The sequence below is a fragment of the Parvularculales bacterium genome, from assembly GCA_036881865.1.
Taxonomy (GTDB): Bacteria; Pseudomonadota; Alphaproteobacteria; order JAPOUT01; family JBAJNM01; genus JBAJNM01.
Genome location: JBAJNM010000008.1, coordinates 42,402 through 61,759, shown reverse-complemented (window position 1 = coordinate 61,759; position 19,358 = coordinate 42,402). Strand labels below are relative to the sequence as shown.

Sequence of the window (19,358 nt, the reverse complement as noted above, 5' to 3'; positions counted from 1 at the left end):
TTTCGTCACCTATCTCCCATGGTGCTGCCCATAAAGTTGTGGTGTTCGGCATGACGACGGCGCCAAAGGGGTTGGTGGCGACCAGTGCGCCGATTTGCAATCCGTCACCGCATACAAAAGACGTACTCCCCAGCCCGCCTTTAAGATTACCGGCACTGGCGCCATATCCGGCGCCGGCATTGCCCAGAGTAAACATCTTGTCACCTGCTTGTTCGGCCTTTATTGCCGCTTCAAGAGCTTCGTCTCCAAGACGGCCATAAGGCGGGGCGGCGTCCCACTGCTTATCGCCGCCATTGGCAAGGTCATAAAGAATGGCCGCCGGTACAACCGGAGAGACCGGCCCTTCGGACCGCATGGCAAAGCCGCGTCCTAAAGCCCCAAGGCGGGTGGCAACCGTGCTGGCAGCCTCCAGCCCATAGGATGATCCGCCCGATAAAACAATTCCGTCTATCTCGTCCACAAGACAAACCGGATCAAGGGCATCTGTCTCCCGGGTCCCGGGGCCGCCGCCGCGGCTATCAACTGCTGCAACCGCCCGCCCCTCCGGCAGAATAACCGTAACCCCGGTTGCTACATGGCTATCTTCGGCATTGCCGACGGATATGCCATCAACATCTGTAATGAGATTATGTGGACCGGGTTGCATGTGTATTATCTGGCCGTGGCCACAATGAATACGCGCTTGAATGGAAATAATGTATGTCCGTCGGCACGTTGAGGATAAGCCTTGCGCAACCGTTTTCCATATTCCGCCCGAAAAGTTTCCGCATTTTCATCAGAAAGAGCCTGCACATAGGGCAACAGAGCTGTACCGGACGTCCAGCGTAATACGGCATCTTCGCCATCCAGAACATGGAGGTAGGTGGTCTCCCATATATCAAGAGTGTCGGCGATGGGAGACAGCATGTCATAATAAGTATCGGGTGTGGCGACAGGGGAGGGGTCGCGAACACTTGCCGTTCCGCTTGCGTTCCATTTGTCTCTCCAGAGCTGTTCTTCGGCGAGCCCATGAAGAATTGTATGAGAGGGGGCTGAAAAATTGCGCGGCATCTGAGCGGCCAACACGCCTCCTTCACTCAACCGTTTCATCAGGCACTCAAAAAGGCGGTTATGGTTAGGACACCAATGCAGGGCCGCATTAGCATATATGATATCCTGCGGCGCACTGTCCTCTTCTGCCCATGCCGATATATTTCCCTCGCGCCAATCAACACCCGGGGGCCCATCCTGATGAGCCCGTTCAATCATGGGCGGCGAGTTATCCAATCCGGTTATGTTGGCACGGGGCCAACGGGATGCCAGAAGCGTAGTTGAGTTTCCCGGCCCGCATCCTAAATCAATGATCCTCTCAGGAGGGCGGGAAGGTTCCGGTATGCGCCCTAACAATTCTATGGCCGGGCGTAACCGCTCTCCTCCAAACTTCAGGTAATGTCCGGCATTCCAATTCATATGTGATGTTGTTTGGACCGGTTGAGGAGCGTCAGAGTGAGCCATGAAACAAATGCTCCTACTCATGATGGGGCAGGTTTATGCAAAAAACCGTACCTTCAGGGCCGGTGCTTTCCAGTTCTATATGCCCGCCATGGCCACGCACCAGTTCATTGGCAATAGAAAGCCCCAACCCTAAACTGTTATGACGCGTTCCACGGGTAAAGGCTTTGAAAAGATTATCACGGATATGATCGGGAATCCCCGGACCATTATCTCTTAAGCGTACTTTGGTGTCGGTTTCATCGGAGGTTGCCGAGATTGTTATAGTGCCGCTCTTCTTCTCCTCTTGAAGAGCTTGCACAGCGTTGCGTCCAAGGTTGAGTAACACCCGAAAAAACTGGTCAGGGTCGATGTTAATTATCATGTCCGGTGGTACGTCGTTACACCAACGGATGTCAGTCTCCGGTTCAAGACCTACGGACTGGCTTACGTCCGATATCAAAGCGGCAAGATTTACGGATTTACGCTCAGGTGGTGTTTCGCCTGCCTGACCATAGCTCAAGGTGCTTGTGCATAAAGCAATGGCGCGGTCAACGGAAGACAGCAACAGGGGAGATAATCTCTTAACGGTCGGGTCTTCCGCATCGCTTAGCCGATCACCGATGAGTTGGGCGGTTGTTAATATGTTGCGCAAATCATGGTTTATTTTGCTCACCGCTTCGCCAAGTGCTGCCAGTCGCGATCTTTGGCCTAAAGTTGCCCTGATACCTAACTGCATAACGGAGAGTTCCCGTTCTGCATTGCCAATTTCATCCCGCCGTTTTGAGGGTTTCATTACACTGTTTGCGTTCTCTGGTTGCTGGCGAAAGCCCACCATGTTGATCGTTAGTCTCTGCATAGGAACAACGAACATGTAACGCAATGAGAAAAACAAAACCAGCGCTGCAATCAGGGCTACAAAAAACCCTATAGCAATAACCTCTCCGGCATAATCTTCCATGGCAAGGCGCAGGGGCATTGCGGGGATAACTACCTCCACCACTCCCCCGCCGGCATGGCGGGGAATGCCGATAATACGATAAGCGTCATCGCCTGAGGAAAAAAGAAGAACAAAGGAGTGGGCAATGCTTGATAACCACCCTTCGGAGCGCAAATCAAAAGTGTTGGAAATAGGAAGCGGTGTTTGCTGATATAAAATGAGTTGGCGATTGTCATTGCGCACCAACACAACGGAAACCACACCGGCGTTGGCGAGTAGTTCCTGCTCCAGATCGTAAGAGACAATATTATCCGGTGTGGCCTCAAGTGCTAAAGTGGCTAATTGCCCAGCGTCAAGATGTCGTTCGAACCATGCCGTGCGAAAACCGGATATCAAGGGCGGGAAAGTCAGTAACACTCCCAACGTGACAAAAGCAAGCGTGACCAGCAACAATTTTACCGAAAGGCTGAATTCCCGGTCATTGAGGCTTTTTGGTGCTGAACTCTGCTCTGTCATGCGAAGGGCTGTCATGAAAAAGGAAAGACAGGTTAACCCAACCGCCCCAGCATTTTAACAACGCGTTTTGTGCGGGGGCTGTAGAGGGTGGGAGTGTAATATGACCCGGCGATACGTTTGTTGACCTCACCAAGGGTTGGATAGGGGGAGATAAATCCGGCCATAGCGCGAATACCAAGCTTGTTTGTCAGGGCCAGAACCCAGGGCTGAATAAGTTCTCCGGCCTGAGTGCCTACGATGGAAACTCCCAGAATGCGGCCTTTGGAGCCGGTTACGACTTTAACCAGACCCTCTGTTGCACGCTCAGCTCGCGCACGGTCGTTTTCTTCATAAGGCCAGCGCAATACGTTGATGTTTTTGTGTCCGGCATCGTTGGCCTGAGCTTCCGTAAGGCCCACATGGGCCAACTCCGGGTCCGTATAGGTGACCCATGGCACGGTATCATGGTTCGCTTTGGCAGGAAGGCGAAACAAGGCGTTTCGTATAACAATGCCGGCATGATAGCTCGCCACATGGGTAAACTGCAATCCGCCGGCTACATCGCCAATGGCAAAGACGCGGCGGTTTGTGGTGCGCAGACGCGCATCCACCTTGATACCCGTGGGGGTATAGTTAATTCCGGCGGCCTCTAAATCTAAACCATCTATGTTAGGTTTGCGTCCGGCCGCCACCAGAACATGTGAGCCGTCAATAATATGCTCTTTGTTTTGGTGGGTGCACATGATGCGAATGCCTTCACTAGTTTTTTCGACCTTATTGATAGCAACGCTCTCCATTATGGAAATACCATCACAACGCAGACTATCCAGCACAAATGTTGTGAGTTCCGGGTCATCTTTAGGTAACGCCTTCACAGCGTCAAGCAGACTTACCTGAGCACCTAATCGTTTGTAGGCTTGTGATAATTCACACCCGATGGGGCCGGCTCCAATGGTAATCAAATGGCCGGGGATGGTTTTGTTATCAAAAATAGTTTCGTTGGTGAAATAAGATACATCACTTAACCCGGGAATGGGCGGCACACGTGCTGACGAGCCGGTAGCAATCACAAACCGGCGTGCGCGAATTTCATAATAGCCTGCCTGAACGGTTTTGGGTCCGGTAAACCGTGCGGTTTCCTGAATGACCTGAACGCCCAATCCTTCAAAGCGTTCAACGGAATCATGGGGGGCAATAGCTCCAATCACGCTGTGGACGTGGTTGTGAACACGGGAAAAATCTACTTGAGGGCTTTGAGGGATAACGCCAAACGGTTCGCCGGACGTCATGGCATGGGCATGCTTGCCGGCAGCGATGAGGGCTTTAGAGGGGACGCATCCGTAATTCAGGCAGTCACCTCCCATGCGGCCCTTTTCAATCAAAACTGTCTGAGCGCCCATTTGAGTTGCCCCTGCGGCAACGGACAGGCCACCGGACCCGCCACCGATAACACATATGTCGCATTTTATTGTTTTGGTCATCAGGGTTTTACTCTGTTTTATCTTGGTTGTTGCGGGGTTTTAGGTTGCCCGGCGGGCCTGTATTCTTTTTATGATGACGGGGATGAGGGCTACGATGCCAAGGGCGGCGAAGGCGATTAACAACTCCATGGTGATAAGGGAGCCGGGGGAGAGCGTTAAGTCGCAGACAATCTCATCCATAACCTCTCCGGGGATTGCACCGACGGCACTTTCTTGTTGGGTTGCCAGACAGGCGTTGAACTTTTCCTGCTCCGTTGCGATGATGCTGTCCAGTCCGGGCCCTAGAAAAGAAAAGGCGAAAGTGCCGGGAATAATACCAAAGGAGGTTCCTATAACATAAGTGCGCAAAGGCACTCCCAGCAAGGCAGGGGCAAGGTTTACAAGCCAGAAGGGAAAGGCCGGCACCAGCCGTAAGAACAAGAGATAATTGAGAGCGTCTTTTTGAAATCCGTCGCGCAATTTGCCAAGCCATGGTCCGGCGCGGGCGGCCATAGGTTCGCCAAGTGAGGTTCTTGCCACAAGAAAAATCACGGTAGCACCAAGAGTGGCTGCAATGACGGTTACTGATCCGCCCACTTGCCATCCGAACAAAAACCCGCCGGTGATTGTCATTAAGGCCCCGCCGGGTAAGGATAAGGCTACCGTCACAATATAAATGCCCATGTAAACGGCAAGAGCGAGGATATAATTCGTGTTAACAAAATCAAACAATGCGTTGCGGTTAGCGGCGATGTTTTCAAATGTGAGATAATGATGCCATCCCTGTTGGAAAACGATAGTCATAGCGATAATAATAACCACGAGGGGGGCGAGGCGTTTAATTGTGCTCCGGCGGCGGGATGTATTTTGTGGCGTTTGTTGGTCCGTCATGTATGTTTCTTTCGTATTTTTCATCTTACGGAAGATGGCACTCACGATATTAACCTCAAGTTTAGCAGCATTGAGGGTTTTTTGTCCTGATTTTGTGGGAGGATATATGTCTTTGCTCTTAGCTACCACACGGGCTCACCCTACCCTCAGGTTAGTTCAGGGTTGGCCCAAAGCCAGAATTGACTTATGGGTCAGCTTTGCTTATACAAGTCTCTGTATTTTTGGCCCCTGTATCTATTAGCGGAGACCACTCTCTTGAAAAGACCTTTTCAACCCAGCACTTTGGTTCGCAAACGCCGTCATGGGTTTCGGGCGCGCAAGCGCACGGTTGGCGGTCTTAGGGTTTTGGCGCGTCGCCGCGCTAGAGGACGCAAGCGTCTGTCAGCTTGACGTGGCCGGGCGTTGAAGCAGAAGCGTCCGGATTTGTTGCTATGGCCGTTGAACACATCAAAAAGCGCACGGATTTTTTGGCGGCGGCTAAGAGTGGCAGCAAATGGGTAACACCCGGTATTGTAATTCAGATGCGTGAGCGCGGTGAAGCGGGTGCTTTTCGGGCCGGTTTTACGGTGACACGTAAAATAGGCAAGGCCGTGGTACGCAATCGGGTGCGCAGACGGTTGCGGGCGGTCGCCCGGGAGGTCCTTCCCGGCTTGGCCCGGGAGGGATGTGATTATGTATTGATTGGCCGCTTATCTACTATGCACAGGTCTTATGCTCAGTTAACCCATGATTTAAAGTGGGCGCTTTCTCGTCTTCATGGTGGTGGCCACAGGAGTCGCGGTTATGGATGACAGCCGTAATTTTATTGTTGCTGCAGTTTTGTGCATGTTGGTTCTGGTTGGCTGGCAGTATTTTGTGGCGGGGCCACAGATGGAGGCCGAGCGGGCGCGTCAGGAGGCTGTACAAGCGCAACGGGATTCTGATGAGAGTAAGGAAGCCGATAGAGTGCCGCAGGTATCGGATGTAACGCCGCGCACAGGTCCTATAGGCACGCCGGGGGTAACCCGGGCCGAGGTGCTTTCTGCCGGTGGTCAGCGGCTTAAAATTATCACTCCCGATATACAAGGCTCTATTGCTCTTAAAGGCGGGCGCTTTGATGATTTGACCTTGAATCGTTATCGGGAGACGGTAGCACCCACTAGTCCTGATATTGTGTTGTTGTCTCCGGGGGGTGTGCACCATACTTATTTTGCCGAGTTTGGCTGGACGGCAGCGGAAACGGCGCGAAGTAATTTGCCGGGGCCGGAAACAATATGGAGCGTTTCCTCGGATGCAGCCCTGACACCGGAAACCCCTGTGACGCTCTCGTGGGATAACGGCAAGGGTCTGCTGTTTAAGCGAATTATAATGGTGGATGAACATTATATGTTCACTATTAAGCAGTCTGTTGAAAACAATACTGGTGGGGAAGTTACGTTATTTCCTTATGGCCGTATCTCCCGTCATGGTGCACCACCAACAACGGGCTTTTGGATTTTGCATGAGGGGTTGATCGGAGTCTTTGACGGAGCAGGCCTTCAGGAAATTGATTATGATGATCTTCATGATACGTCACCGCAATCGCACCGCTCGATGGGTGGTTGGCTCGGCATTACGGATAAATATTGGAGTGCTGTTTTGGTGCCGGAGCAGACAGCCTCTTTTCGGGGTAGTTTCACCGGTCCCGTCAACAATGATAATATTTATCAGGCGGATTATCTGCGGGATGCTGTTACCATAAGGTCTAATAACACCGCTATAGTGACTAATTATCTGTTTGCTGGTGCAAAAGAGGTTTCAGTTATTGATGAGTATGAAACCCGCTTGGGTATATTGAATTTTGATTTACTGATTGATTGGGGTTGGTTTTATTTTTTAACCAAGCCGTTGTTTCAGGCTCTTGATTTTCTCTATCGGTTGGCGGGCAATTTTGGCATTGCCATTTTGTTGGTGACGATTGCTATTAAGCTGGTGTTTTTTCCATTGGCCAATCGTTCTTACGTGGCCATGAGCCGGATGAAAAAGCTACAACCCGAGATGATGCGTTTGCGCGAGGTCTATCAGGATGACAAAATGCAGCAACAGCAGAAATTGATGGAGTTGTATCGCAAAGAAAAGGTTAATCCGGCGGCGGGGTGTTTGCCGATTTTGATTCAGATACCGGTGTTTTTTGCCTTGTATAAAGTGTTGTTTGTCACGATTGAAATGCGCCATGCCCCTTTTTTTGGCTGGGTACATGACCTTTCCGCTCCTGACCCCACAACGATTTTTAATCTGTTCGGGCTTATCCCATGGACTCCCCCGGGGTTCCTGATTATAGGTGTGTGGCCGCTTATCATGGGAGTCACCATGATGATACAGATGAAAATGAACCCCGCGCCTCCGGACCCCATACAGCAAAAGATTTTCACATGGATGCCGGTCTTTTTCGTGTTTTTGCTAGCGAGTTTTCCGGCGGGTCTTGTTATTTACTGGGCGTGGAATAATTTACTGTCCATTATTCAGCAAGGCGTGATTATGCGCCGACAGGGAGTTCCGATTGAACTGTTTGATAATCTGCGCCCCAGTTGGATGACGGAAACAAAATCAGATAGCGCCGGGTCAGAGAGTAAGCCGGATGACGGGAGACAATGATAGGGGAGAGTGGCTATTCGCTCGTCCATTTGTGTTTGTGCGTGGCGTTGCCTCATTGGATGGGCTGCCGGAAGGTGATCGGCCGGAGGTTGCTTTTATTGGACGCTCCAACTGCGGTAAATCCAGTTTTCTAAACGGTCTTACGGGGCGGCGTAAGTTGGCGATTGTTTCGGTAACGCCCGGGCGTACGCGGCAGTTGAATTATTTTGCGCCTGAGATTGATAAGCCCGCCCTTTATATGGTCGATATGCCGGGCTATGGCCATGCCCGTGCGGGCCGGGAGGAGGTGCGCCGTTGGACGTCTTTAAGTCGAACGTATGTTCAGGGGCGTGCGTCGTTGGTTCGGATATTTCTTCTGGTGGATGCGCGGCGGGGTATTATGAATGTTGACCGGTCTTTCATGGAGATGATGGACGAGGTGGCGGTATCTTTTCAATTGGTTTTGACCAAGATAGATTGTCTAAAAACGGGTGAGTTAGAGGCGCGGCTTGAGGAGGTGGGTGCTGAATTATTGTGCCATGGAGCGGCGCATCCGGAGGTGTTGGCGACTTCTGGCCGGACGGGTGCAGGTATGGATGAAGCCCGCCGTGAGGTTGCTACGTTGGCTAATTTGGAGGTGATGGGGTATAACCCGCATTCTGGATTAACAGGTTAGCAAGGCCATGGTGATGCCTGACAAAGCGAAAACAGATGCAAGTGGTGAAAATGCCGATGATAATGATGTGCATCCGCTCTGGTTGGAGAAGGCTGATGCTCTTGTAGAGGCGTTACCTTTTATGCAGCGCTATGAGGGCGAGGTCGTGCTTATCAAGTACGGCGGTCAGGTGATGAGCGACGAGGGCTTAGCGGCTTCGTGCGCACGGGACATTGCCTTGTTAAGGCAAAGTGGTGTTTATCCTGTTGTGGTGCATGGTGGTGCTCCTCAGATTGGCACCATGTTGAGGGAGCTTGGTATTGATACTCGTTTTGAGGATGGCTTGCGGGTAACAGATTCTAAAACCATCAAGGTTGTTGAGATGGTTTTAGCAGGGTCTATCAACAAGCATATTGTGAATGCGATAACACAGGCGGGTGCGCGTGCGGTTGGGTTGTGTGGCAAGGATGGAGGCTTGATGGTAGCGCGTAAATTGGTTCATGAGGGGGGGGTTGATCTTGGTTTTGTTGGAGAACCGGCGCGGATTGACACGGAGATGGTGTGGTCTGTTTTGGAGGCTGGATTAATTCCGGTTATTGCGCCTATTGCGGCGTGTGATGGGGGGGATACGTATAACATTAACGCGGATACGGCGGCCGGGGCCATAGCGGTAGCGATGCAGGCGAGGCGTTTGCTTTTGTTAACAGATGTTTCCGGCGTATTGGGGGAGGATGGAGCGCTTGTTCCGGCGCTGAATTGTACCGAGGCGCGTACCATGATTGAAAAACAGATTATTACAGGCGGTATGATACCTAAAATGCAGACGTCTATTCGGGCTTTGGAGGAGGGTGTTGAGGCGGTGGCGATATTGGACGGTCGGCAACCCCATGCCGTTTTGCTGGAATTACTGACTAATCATGGTGCAGGAACGTTGATAAGCGCATCTTGAGGTTTGGGGTGGGTATTTTTTTAAGACTTGGATCTCTTGGGGTGTGGGTGATTTCTTTTTTGGGGATGCTTGTAGCGCAAGGCGCAACGGCGCAGGGCGGTTATCGGTTGTGCAATGAGACAAGTTACGTCCTCAAGAGTGCCATTGTTGTGGTCGATGGAGGATTAGCTCGTTCTCGTGGTTGGTTTGATATATTCCCGGGGGATTGCCGGGAGGTTTTACCTGATTCTCTTGGTGGTGGGCTTTCAGAAAATGAAGTCTATAGGGAAGGGAAACGTTATTATGTCTATGCCCGCACGTTTGATGTTTATCATGGGGGTGTAGGCCAGTTTGTGGGGGAGCATCCTTTCTGTGTAGGGGAGGGGAGTTTTGACATTGAGAATGCGGTAGCCATCGTAGGTGATGGTGTTAATTGCTCCCAAAGAGGGTTGGAGGTGGTGTCTTTTCGTGCGGCTGATGTTGACGGAGATGATTGGACGACGAATTTTGCGGAAGCTGAAGGATACAGCCTGCAGCGTGCAAAAGTTGCGGGCATTCAGCGGTTACTTGTAGAGAGGGGTAATAGAAAAATCCGGGTGGATGGCTATAAGGGTCGGTATACGATGCGGACCATTAAGGCATTTCAGCGTGTTCAGGACATGGCTGTCGAGGATAGTATCTCCGAGGCGCTTTTTGAGGTACTCCTCATTGAGGCTGAAAAAATTCGCAGTGATTATGGGCTTAAGTTGTGCAATACAACGCAATATCAGGTCTGGAGTGCGGTTGGCATTGAGGGGGAGGATAATTTTATCACCCGTGGCTGGATGATGATTGAGCCGGGTGATTGTTTGAAGGTGGTGCGTGATTCATTGGGGCAGGACAATTATTATATATTCGCCGAGGCTGTAGATGAGCAGGGTTTGGTGATTCATGGTGAGGATGGTCCACTTGCGTGGTGGGGCGAACGGTCATTGTGTGTTAAGCCGACACGTTTTATTATTCGCGGTCAGGATAATTGTCTTGCACGCGGGTTTGAGTATCAGGGTTTTAGGGCTGTTGAAAGCAAGGGAAAGCCGGGCATCACCATGACTTTGAGCGAGGGAAGTAAGAATTAGCGTTGGGGGGTTTCTTCGCGGTTTTTTCTGCGCCATACTTCCGGATAGGTGAAGGCCCATCCCCAGACCCCTTGGTCTCCTTTTTGGGCTTCACGTTCTTGCTCAATATATTTGTCACTGTAGCGGCGATAAGCAACGGCCCAGCCATGGCGAACAGACCATGCGCCTATGTCCTCGCCTTCTACGGTGCAGCTGGCTAACAGGCGGTTATAATTGTCGCGCCCTTCTGCATGGCAAGTGACGGGGCGGTTGTTGATGAAGGTTTCAAGAGCTTGTGCTGCTATTTGGCCACACGGAAATTCTCCCTCATTATCATTGCAGAGTTGTTGCATTTCGAGTGCATCTATACCGCGAAGTCTTATCTGTTCACCATTGATGATGAGGTCGTCGCCATCAACAATTTGTGCGTGCCCTGTAATGCGAGGCTCCTCTTTTGGCTGAGCGGACAGGCTGGCAATAACGGCAAGGGTAGCCGTTAATAGAGATAAAGTTATGAGGATAATGCGCTGCATGGTTTCTGGTTTTCTTTCTTATAAAGCAAAACGGCACTTATGCTCATCACCGCTCCGGTTATAGGGTCAATCTATAAGAAAACCGTTTAAGGGGTGACGTTTCAACTCCGATATTCTTTTCTGGAATACTTTACTTTTTGACTTTTTAGGAAATTGCTTTAACCATAGAGACCATGGACAATCATGAGACAATCATCAATCAGGCGTTTGATAACATAAATACTATTACACCTGAAACTCAAGGGCCAGTACGTGATGCTGTTAATGTAGCACTAAATGGTCTAGATGATGGGCAGCTACGGGTCGCCGAAAAAAGAGGGAATGAGTGGATAACTCATCAATGGCTCAAAAAAGCCGTTCTGCTGTCTTTTCGACTCAACGATATGACCGGCATTGATGGAGCACCGGGCCGCAAGGCGCAATGGTGGGATAAAGTTTCCCTCAAGTTTGAGGGCTGGGGAGAGACAGAGTTCAACGCTGCCGGATTTCGTGCTGTACCGGGGGCTATCGTGCGCCACTCCGCTTATATTGCACCGGGCGTGGTGATGATGCCTTGCTTCATTAATATAGGTGCGAGGGTTGATAGCGGGACCATGATAGATACATGGTCAACGGTAGGTTCTTGCGCGCAAATTGGCAAAAACGTTCACATTTCCGGTGGTGTCGGTATCGGGGGAGTGTTGGAACCTCTGCAAGCCAACCCTGTCATCATTGAGGACGATTGCTTTATTGGCGCACGTTCAGAGGTTGCCGAAGGCGTTATTTTGGGTGCCGGGTCAGTGCTGGCAACGGGTGTCTTTTTGACAGCATCTACAAAAATTATAGACCGTGCTACGGGAGAAACCCATCAAGGATATGTACCGTCAGGCTCCGTGGTGGTATCTGGCACTCTGCCGGGTAAACCCTTGCCCAACGGGAATGGAGAGCCCGGGCCCGGGTTAGCCTGTGCCGTTATTGTTAAAACGGTGGATGCTCAAACCCGTGCTAAAACTTCCGTTAATGATTTACTGCGGGAGACTCCCGTGCAATGACCACACCTGTTTCCGGTGATGGTCTTCATGACCCCGTTGAGTTGGTAACGGCGCTCATAGCGTGCCCCAGCGTCACGCCGGATGTCACAACAGGTCTGGATGTATTGCAGTCGTGGCTTGAGACGTTGGGCTTTTCATGCCGCCGCATGGTTTTTTCTGAAGCGGGGCAGTCGGACGTTGATAATCTTTACGGACGTCTTGGCTCTGACGCTCCTCATTTGTGCTTTGCAGGCCACATGGACGTAGTGCCGCCGGGAGATACATCCGAGTGGGGGAGTGATCCTTTTGCGGCTACCGTCCGCGATGGCATGCTTTATGGCCGGGGCGCGGCAGATATGAAAGGTGGCATTGCGGCTTTTGTTGCTGCCGTTGCCGCCTACCGCGAGCGTGCAGGCAACCCCCGTGGCTCCGTTAGTCTGCTGATTACCGGAGATGAAGAAGGCCCTGCCGTTAATGGCACCCGAAAAACGCTGATGTCTCTCGCCGCAGATGGTGAAACTATCGACGATTGCCTTGTGGGTGAACCAAGCAGCAAAGATGCATTAGGTGATGTCATTAAAATTGGCCGCCGGGGAAGTATGAACGCCGTACTGATGGTGTATGGTACGCAGGGTCATGTAGCCTACCCCCATTTAGCAGAAAATCCGTTAACTCACCTTGCCTCTATGTTAAGCGCGCTGACATCTTTGCATCTTGATGAGGGTACGGATCATTTTGAACCGAGCAATTTGGAACTCACCAGTATTGATACGGGCAATGATGCATCTAATGTCATACCGGCGAGTGTTCAGGTGCGGTTTAATATACGTTTCAATGACACACATTCTTCCTCTGATCTGGAAAAACAAATACGCGCTTTGCTTGATGAGGTGGTAGCTAAGACCGGTGGCCGCTACAAGTTAGATTTCACCGTCAGTGGAGAGGCATTTTTAACGCCGCCCGGTCCTTTTATTGACTTAGTCAAGGACGCTATTCATGAGACAATTGGACGTATGCCCGTGCTTTCCACCGGTGGTGGTACATCTGACGCACGTTTTATAAAAGATTATGCCCGCGTTCTTGAGTTTGGCTTGGTGGGTCAAACTATGCACAAAAAAAATGAAAGCATAGCCGTGGAGGACTTAACCGCTCTGGCCCGTGTTTATGGTAAAATATTGGACGATTATTTCGCGGGAGCGGAAACATCCCCATAAGAAACGGCCACCAAATATAATCCTTCCGCCGGAGCTACCGGTCCACAGGCTGTGCGATCTTGTACCTTAAGAGCTTGTGCCAATGTGGCTTCCGGCCATTTTCCGGAGCCTACCATCTTCAAACTACCCACCATGGAGCGCACTTGATGGTGCAAAAAAGACCGCGCTTGACATTCAATAACAATACTGTCGTTTGTTTGCTGCACCGTAATGGCATCCAGAGTTTTCACGGGCGAGCGTGCCTGACAACAGCTAGAACGAAACGTTGTGAAATCATGCTGTCCCACCAAACATTGCGCGGCACTATTCATGACGTTGATATCAAGGGGAGTGCTTACATGCCACGCCTGCCCCAGCTCTACTGAAAGCCGCGCACGGCGATTGATAATGCGATAGCGATAGTCGCGCCGTCGGGCACTAAAACGGGCATCAAAATCATCTGCTGTAGGGGTTACGGATAAAACGCTAACAGGTAAAGGACGGCTGTGAAAGTTTACGGCCTCTCGAATAACGTCCGGGTTATGCCTGCGGGTTAAGTCAATATGGGCCGTTTGACCAAGGGCGTGAACACCGGCATCGGTACGTCCGGCTCCATAGACGACAACTCGCTCGCCGCAAAAAGCCTCAATAGCATTTGTGAGAGCGTCCTGTACCGCACCGCCGTTGGCTTGAGATTGCCAACCGCAAAACGCACTGCCATCATATTCAATTGTTAACTTGTAGCGCGCCATGTAATTGTTACGCCTTACGTAAGGTGTGTGCCGCACCTCAAACGTGCGCCCCGCAAAAACACATCCACTGTCATGGCTTTGCGTCCGGCACGTTGAACTTCCAGAAGTTGCAATGCTCCCTGGCCACAGGCAATGGTTGCAGCGTCATCTAGGACTTCACCGCATACCCCCGCACTCTCAACAGGTTGTGCCCGTAGTACCCGAACCCGTTCGCCATCATTCATCTCAAACCACGCCCCGGGTGCGGGTGCCAAACCCCGCACGTGATACCATAAGTCTTGTGCGGGGCGACTCCAATCCAGACGAGTCTCGGACTTTTCAATGCGCCGCGCATATAAAGCATCGTTCTCTGATTGAGGCCGGGTCTTGAGACTCCCTCCCTCAAGATCTGACAACGCTTGCACCATCAAAAGCGCTCCGCACTCGGCTAGGCGCGCCCGCAACTGTTCTGCATTTTCCTGACGGTCAATAGAAACAGACTCAGACAATAAAACAGGCCCCGTATCCAACCCCTCATCCATCTTCATAATGTTAACACCTGTGATTTCATCTCCTGCCATTAAGGCTCGCTCAACCGGAGCCGCTCCCCGCCAGCGTGGTAGCAGGGAGGGGTGCAGATTCAAACATCCAAAATTAGGTTGATGTAAAATAGCAGATGGTAAAAGACATCCATAGGCTACGACCACGGTCGCGTCCACATTTAGAGCGGCGAACTCTTTGTGAGTTTCTTCTGACTTGAAATTATAGGGAGCCTTAAGGGGTAACCCATGAATTTGCGCTGTTTGCTCAACCGGAGAGGGGGTTATTTTAAGAGAGCGTCCGGCGGGTCGGGCAGGGCGTACATAAACGGCGGCTACATCATGGCCTGCTTCTATTACTTTCTCAAGGGTGGGGACGGCAAATTTGGGCGTTCCCATAAAGGCAATCCGTAGGGCCATAAGAGACTATGCCTGCACGGCGTTATTATCAGAGTCGTTCTGTCGCTTTTCCTTAGCCAGACGTTTTAAGATCATGTCCCTCTTTAATCGGGATAAATGATCCACAAACAAAACGCCATTCATGTGATCAACTTCATGTTGCATACAGACGGACATCAACCCTTGGCATTCCATCTCTTGGGACGTGCCTTCGCGATCCAGATACTGCACCCGACAGGTGGCGTGGCGTTCAATCTCCTCATAAACTCCGGGCACTGAAAGACAGCCCTCTTTACGGATAGACATCTCCGGTGAGATATCCAGAATCTCCGGATTAATAAAAAAATGTGGCTCCGGTTCAGATCTTGGCCGATCCCTGAAGTCTTCCTCTTCTGTGCTCTTATCTGCTTCGGCCTCATCCAGAGGTTCGCCGTAGGCCATGTTCATGACAACAATCCGCTTGGGCACGTTAATCTGGATTGCCGTTAACCCAACACCATCGGCATGGTTCATGGTTTCTACCATGTCATCCATCAGGGAGCGTATGTCATCGTCCACTGTCTCTACCGGCGTGCTGACCTGCCGTAATCGGGGGTCGGGTGCTACAAGAATTTCTCTTATTGCCATGTCTGTTACCTAAGTATTGAGTGCTCCTGCGTCAAGAGCCATTTTGACGCGGCATCTTGAGTGTGTCACAGTCATCTTTTACCATAGATTAACGGGTAGTGTAGGCTCGCACCACATTATTTTGCGCTGTCTTTCTGGGTTGTGTTTTTATGGATATTTTTATCTTGGTTATTGCGTTAGCGGTTATTCTGCTTGTAGGGACTGCGTTTTTCTTTGTGAGGCGCCTATCGGATCAGAAGACGGTAGAAAGTTTGCAGCAGTTGGTGGGGCAGGTGCAAACCTTGACCACCAATCAGGCTTCTATGCAGACGGCCTTAAATCAGCAGATGAGTCAATCGGCAAAAGAGACAGCTGAAACGTTGGGATCCATCACCACGCGTCTTAATGTCATTGACGAGGCTCAAAAAAAATTGACGGATTTATCCAGTCAGGTCTTAGGACTTCAGGATATTCTGGACAACAAGCAAGCGCGGGGTGCTTTTGGTGAGGTGCAGTTAGAGAACATCGTACGCAATGCGTTGCCGGAGCAGGCATATGATTTTCAGGCTGGTTTGAGTAACGGCAAGCGTGCGGATTGTCTTATACGCTTGCCGTATCCGCCTGGACCTATTGTGATTGATGCTAAGTTTCCGCTAGAGGCATATCATGCCTTGCGTAATGCTGAAGATGAGATGGATCGCAAACAGGCTGAGCGGCAATTTGCCGGCGATATAGGCAAACACGTGTCTGCTATTGCTGAGCGGTATATTATTCCGGGTGAGACGGCGGAATCAGCTCTAATGTTTTTGCCTTCTGAAGCGGTTTATGCGGAGCTTCATGCCAATCACCCTAATGTTGTAGAATCTTCTTATCAAACGCGGGTGTGGATTGTATCGCCCACAACTTTGATGGCAACGTTGAATACTATCCGCGCCGTTTTGCGAGATGTAAAGATGCGTGAACAGGCGGGACTTATTCAACAGGAGGTGGCAAGATTGATGGATGACGTAGAGCGGCTTGCTAAACGTGCCAGCAATCTAAAGCGTCATTTTAATCAGGCAGAGGATGATGTGAGACAGATTGAGACGTCTGCTGAAAAAATTATCCGGCGGGGCGAAAAAATACAGGCTTTGGATATGGAGGAAACCCCGCCTCCCTCTATTACGGGTGAGTAAGGATTACTCCGCGTTGACACCCGTCCCACCATTCATGGGGCGGCGGGCCCGGATGGCAGTGGTTAGAGTTCCTTCATCCATATAATCCAACTCACCGCCCACCGGTACGCCGTGGGCCAGACGCGAGAGGACGACATTACTTTCCTCCAAACTATCGGCAATATAATGAGCCGTTGTTTGACCGTCCACCGTGGCACTTAAGGCAAGAATAACCTCGCGGGCGCGTGCTGCACGTCTTACAAGGTCGGGAATACGCAAATCATCCGGCCCCACGCCATCAATGGCCGACAGTGCGCCCCCTAGAACATGATAGTGACCCTGAATAGCTCCCGCTCTCTCCAGCGCCCATAAATCGGCGACTGATTCCACCACACAAATCAGTTGGTTATCACGCTCACCGTTGGTGCAGATAGTGCAGGGGTTTTGGCTGTCTACATTGCCGCATTCTTGACACTCTGTGATGGTCTCCAGAACCGCATGTATCGCATCTCCCAAAGGTGCCATTAGAGTATCACGGCGGCGGATAAGAGCCAGCGCTGCCCTGCGAGCAGAGCGCGGCCCTAACCCCGGTAAGCGTGCGAGAAGTTGAATGAGACGTTCAACGTCAGATCCGGCAGACAAGCCCCGTGGCGCCATCAGGATTGACCAGTCGAGTCAGATGCGGGACGCACGGCCTTGATTTGTGCGCCGGGAAATATATCCATAACGCGGGTAACAAGGGGTGCCTTGTGGGCAGCCTCCCATAATTGCGCTTCACGGGCCTTGTTTTGTTCATGGATCGTAGGTGCACCGGCTTCTTCTGAGAGGTGAATATTCCATTGCTCGCCGGTCCATTCGTGTAAGCGGGTAATAAGGGTGCAAATGAAGTCATCCCGTCTGGATAAATCTTTCACCCGTACCGTCATAGTTCTCGGAGCAAAAGAGACCAGATGGATATTTCTTTCCAGCGCCGTGCTAAGACGAATATCACGCTTTTCTTTTACCAGCGCCACAAGAGCATCAAACGTTTCCGGTGAGGGAGATAAAGGCGTGTCAGGAGCAGGTCTCTGAATTTTTTGGTGTGATGCTACTTTTGTTGGAGAGGTAATTTTTTGAGTAGATAAATTTTGAGCGTGTGGATTTTCTCTTGGAGAAGGGGGTGGAGTACTATTATCTCCCCCGGATGGTATAGACCCTTCAGGTGTTTCAGAGAGTTGCCGTATAATATCGTCAGGGGTTGGCATGGTAGCCCCATGAGCCAAACGTATAAGTGCCATCTCGGCGGCTATAACAGGCCACGGCGCATTTTGTACCTCTAGAAGGCCCTTAAGCAGCATCTGCCAGGCACGGGTTAAAGCGCCTAGAGAAAATTGATCCGCCATGGCTTGTGCACGTTGCTCCTCTAAACCGGCTAAGGTCATCTCTTCACCGGCTCCCCCCAACCTTACCCGCGTTACCCAATGGGTGATGGTTGCCAAATCGCTCATAATCGCCACCGGAACAGCACCGGCATTATACTGCTCTCTCAACTCATCAAGGGCAGCATTTATATCGCCCTGCATCAAACTATCAAACAAATCCACCATGCGGGCTCTGTCGGCAAGGCCCAACATGTGATGCACCGGTGCTTCTTCAATGATTCCATCTCCCTGAACAATGGCTTGATCTAAAAGCGATAAAGCATCCCGCGCTGAACCATCTGCTGCCCGGGCGATAAGACGTAACGCGCCTTCTGTAATGGACACATCTTCGCTCTTGGCAACAGACGTCAAAAGACGACTAATATCATCCATGCCTAAACGCCGTAAATCAAACCGCTGACACCGAGAGAGCACTGTCACCGGCACTTTGCGAATTTCCGTGGTAGCAAAGATAAACTTTACATAGGGTGGGGGTTCCTCCAGCGTTTTTAGCAAGCCATTGAAAGCCGCTGTAGAGAGCATGTGAACCTCGTCAATAATATAAACTTTGTAACGCGCTGAAACCGGCAGATAGCGCACGGTGTCGAGAATCTCGCGAATGTCAGCAATGCCGGTATGAGAGGCGGCATCCATCTCCAGAACATCCATGTGGCGGGATTCCATTATGGCTTCGCAATGAGATCCAAAGGTAGGCATGGTGAGTGTCGGCCCGCTTTCCTTGTCTCCTGACGGGTCTTCATAATTAAGAGCGCGGGCTAAAATACGGGCGGTGGTCGTCTTGCCAACTCCACGCACTCCGGTCAGCATAAAAGCATGGGCAATGCGTCCGGTAGCAAACGCGTTATCAAGAGTGCGCACCATAGCATCTTGGCCGATGAGGTCGTCAAACGAGAGAGGTCGATATTTGCGCGCCAGCACTCTGTAACCGCCATCGGATTGGGTGGCGGGGGTTTCTGGTGTGCCGAGGTTAAACCCCTCTTGATTGGGTTCAACGTCAGGAACAAGACTCGAAGTGGTATCAGGTGTGCTATCTGTCACGGTATGGTTTATGGTCAATGAAAAAAGAACAAAGGCGGAAGGCTGAACAGCAACCCGCACCACACCCGTCTGGGCTGCTTCCTTCCGGACCTGACCCGATGGGCGGGGGATGCGTCCACCGCCAACCTTCCAGCCGGGAGTATATCATTGGCGCTACCGACTCTGGCAAGGGAAAGCACATCCGCCTACGCCTTGGAGCACCTTAGGGC

Annotated in this window: 20 protein-coding genes and 1 other RNA gene; 9 read left to right on the top strand and 12 right to left on the bottom strand. The window is 51.3% G+C overall.

Translation table 11 applies throughout. The features are described 5' to 3' along the window. The 5 genes from V6Z81_03610 to V6Z81_03590 all read right to left on the bottom strand — a co-directional run. On the bottom strand, positions 1–646 hold a 646-nt coding region (locus V6Z81_03610; GenBank protein ID MEG9861574.1), incomplete at its 3' end, for a P1 family peptidase. A 5-nt stretch (positions 647–651) separates the two neighbouring features. Continuing rightward, positions 652–1,494, bottom strand: coding sequence for a methyltransferase domain-containing protein (locus V6Z81_03605; GenBank protein MEG9861573.1), 843 nt, complete (start codon positions 1,492–1,494; stop codon positions 652–654). 13 nt (positions 1,495–1,507) lie between these two features. Then, entirely contained in the window at positions 1,508–2,926 is a 1,419-nt protein-coding gene (locus V6Z81_03600) for a HAMP domain-containing sensor histidine kinase (GenBank protein MEG9861572.1), read from the bottom strand. A 32-nt stretch (positions 2,927–2,958) separates the two neighbouring features. Continuing rightward, positions 2,959–4,386, bottom strand: a complete 1,428-nt coding sequence (locus V6Z81_03595) for an FAD-dependent oxidoreductase (protein MEG9861571.1) — start codon at positions 4,384–4,386, stop codon at positions 2,959–2,961. Positions 4,387–4,425: 39 nt separating this feature from the next. After that, the gene (locus tag V6Z81_03590) at positions 4,426–5,385 is read right to left on the bottom strand and encodes a TVP38/TMEM64 family protein (GenBank protein ID MEG9861570.1); all 960 of its coding nucleotides are present in this window, start codon (positions 5,383–5,385) and stop codon (positions 4,426–4,428) included. A 126-nt stretch (positions 5,386–5,511) separates the two neighbouring features. Between V6Z81_03590 and rpmH the strand changes: the two genes are divergently transcribed. The 6 genes from rpmH to V6Z81_03560 are packed head-to-tail and all read left to right on the top strand — an operon-like array spanning position 5,512 to position 10,546. Further along, positions 5,512–5,646, top strand: coding sequence for a 50S ribosomal protein L34 (rpmH, locus tag V6Z81_03585; protein ID MEG9861569.1), 135 nt, complete (start codon positions 5,512–5,514; stop codon positions 5,644–5,646). After that, positions 5,643–6,047 (top strand): ribonuclease P protein component, encoded by a 405-nt coding sequence (rnpA, locus tag V6Z81_03580; protein ID MEG9861568.1) that lies wholly within the window; start codon positions 5,643–5,645, stop codon positions 6,045–6,047. Before rpmH ends, rnpA begins: the two co-directional genes overlap by 4 nt. Next, positions 6,040–7,869: a membrane protein insertase YidC gene (yidC, locus tag V6Z81_03575; GenBank protein MEG9861567.1), complete on the top strand. Its 1,830-nt coding sequence runs from the start codon at positions 6,040–6,042 to the stop codon at positions 7,867–7,869. Before rnpA ends, yidC begins: the two co-directional genes overlap by 8 nt. Continuing rightward, complete coding sequence (yihA, locus tag V6Z81_03570) at positions 7,853–8,524, top strand: ribosome biogenesis GTP-binding protein YihA/YsxC (protein ID MEG9861566.1); 672 nt, start codon at positions 7,853–7,855, stop codon at positions 8,522–8,524. Before yidC ends, yihA begins: the two co-directional genes overlap by 17 nt. 13 nt (positions 8,525–8,537) lie before the next feature. After that, positions 8,538–9,452 carry an acetylglutamate kinase gene (gene argB, locus V6Z81_03565; GenBank protein MEG9861565.1) on the top strand — a complete coding sequence of 305 codons (915 nt, stop codon included), beginning with the start codon at positions 8,538–8,540 and terminating at the stop codon, positions 9,450–9,452. An 8-nt stretch (positions 9,453–9,460) separates the two neighbouring features. Continuing rightward, entirely contained in the window at positions 9,461–10,546 is a 1,086-nt protein-coding gene (locus V6Z81_03560) for a DUF1036 domain-containing protein (GenBank protein MEG9861564.1), read from the top strand. On the opposite strand, the gene V6Z81_03555 is transcribed toward V6Z81_03560, so the two are convergent. Then, positions 10,543–11,058, bottom strand: coding sequence for a thermonuclease family protein (locus V6Z81_03555; protein ID MEG9861563.1), 516 nt, complete (start codon positions 11,056–11,058; stop codon positions 10,543–10,545). The two genes, V6Z81_03560 and V6Z81_03555, sit on opposite strands and share 4 nt — an antisense overlap. Positions 11,059–11,231: 173 nt before the next feature. On the opposite strand from V6Z81_03555, the gene dapD reads away from it, so the two are divergent. After that, positions 11,232–12,089: a 2,3,4,5-tetrahydropyridine-2,6-dicarboxylate N-succinyltransferase gene (gene dapD, locus V6Z81_03550; protein MEG9861562.1), complete on the top strand. Its 858-nt coding sequence runs from the start codon at positions 11,232–11,234 to the stop codon at positions 12,087–12,089. After that, complete coding sequence (dapE, locus tag V6Z81_03545) at positions 12,086–13,282, top strand: succinyl-diaminopimelate desuccinylase (protein ID MEG9861561.1); 1,197 nt, start codon at positions 12,086–12,088, stop codon at positions 13,280–13,282. Before dapD ends, dapE begins: the two co-directional genes overlap by 4 nt. Here dapE and truA read toward each other — a convergent pair. The 3 genes from truA to V6Z81_03530 are packed head-to-tail and all read right to left on the bottom strand — an operon-like array spanning position 13,252 to position 15,557. Beyond that, entirely contained in the window at positions 13,252–14,013 is a 762-nt protein-coding gene (truA, locus tag V6Z81_03540; GenBank protein MEG9861560.1) for a tRNA pseudouridine(38-40) synthase TruA, read from the bottom strand. The two genes, dapE and truA, sit on opposite strands and share 31 nt — an antisense overlap. Before the next feature lie 14 nt (positions 14,014–14,027). Beyond that, positions 14,028–14,951, bottom strand: a complete 924-nt coding sequence (fmt, locus tag V6Z81_03535) for a methionyl-tRNA formyltransferase (protein MEG9861559.1) — start codon at positions 14,949–14,951, stop codon at positions 14,028–14,030. 6 nt (positions 14,952–14,957) lie between these two features. Beyond that, on the bottom strand, positions 14,958–15,557 hold the full coding sequence (locus tag V6Z81_03530) for a peptide deformylase (protein ID MEG9861558.1): 600 nt from the start codon (positions 15,555–15,557) through the stop codon (positions 14,958–14,960). Positions 15,558–15,706: 149 nt separating this feature from the next. On the opposite strand from V6Z81_03530, the gene rmuC reads away from it, so the two are divergent. Further along, positions 15,707–16,711, top strand: a complete 1,005-nt coding sequence (gene rmuC, locus V6Z81_03525; GenBank protein ID MEG9861557.1) for a DNA recombination protein RmuC — start codon at positions 15,707–15,709, stop codon at positions 16,709–16,711. 3 nt (positions 16,712–16,714) lie between these two features. On the opposite strand, the gene recR is transcribed toward rmuC, so the two are convergent. The 3 genes from recR to ffs form a co-directional block, all read right to left on the bottom strand. Further along, entirely contained in the window at positions 16,715–17,347 is a 633-nt protein-coding gene (gene recR, locus V6Z81_03520) for a recombination mediator RecR (protein MEG9861556.1), read from the bottom strand. After that, positions 17,347–19,149: a DNA polymerase III subunit gamma/tau gene (locus tag V6Z81_03515; GenBank protein MEG9861555.1), complete on the bottom strand. Its 1,803-nt coding sequence runs from the start codon at positions 19,147–19,149 to the stop codon at positions 17,347–17,349. The genes recR and V6Z81_03515 overlap by 1 nt, the downstream gene beginning before the upstream one ends. A 33-nt stretch (positions 19,150–19,182) precedes the next feature. Beyond that, positions 19,183–19,280, bottom strand: an RNA gene (gene ffs, locus V6Z81_03510) — signal recognition particle sRNA small type. Between the last annotated feature and the right edge of the window lie 78 nt (positions 19,281–19,358).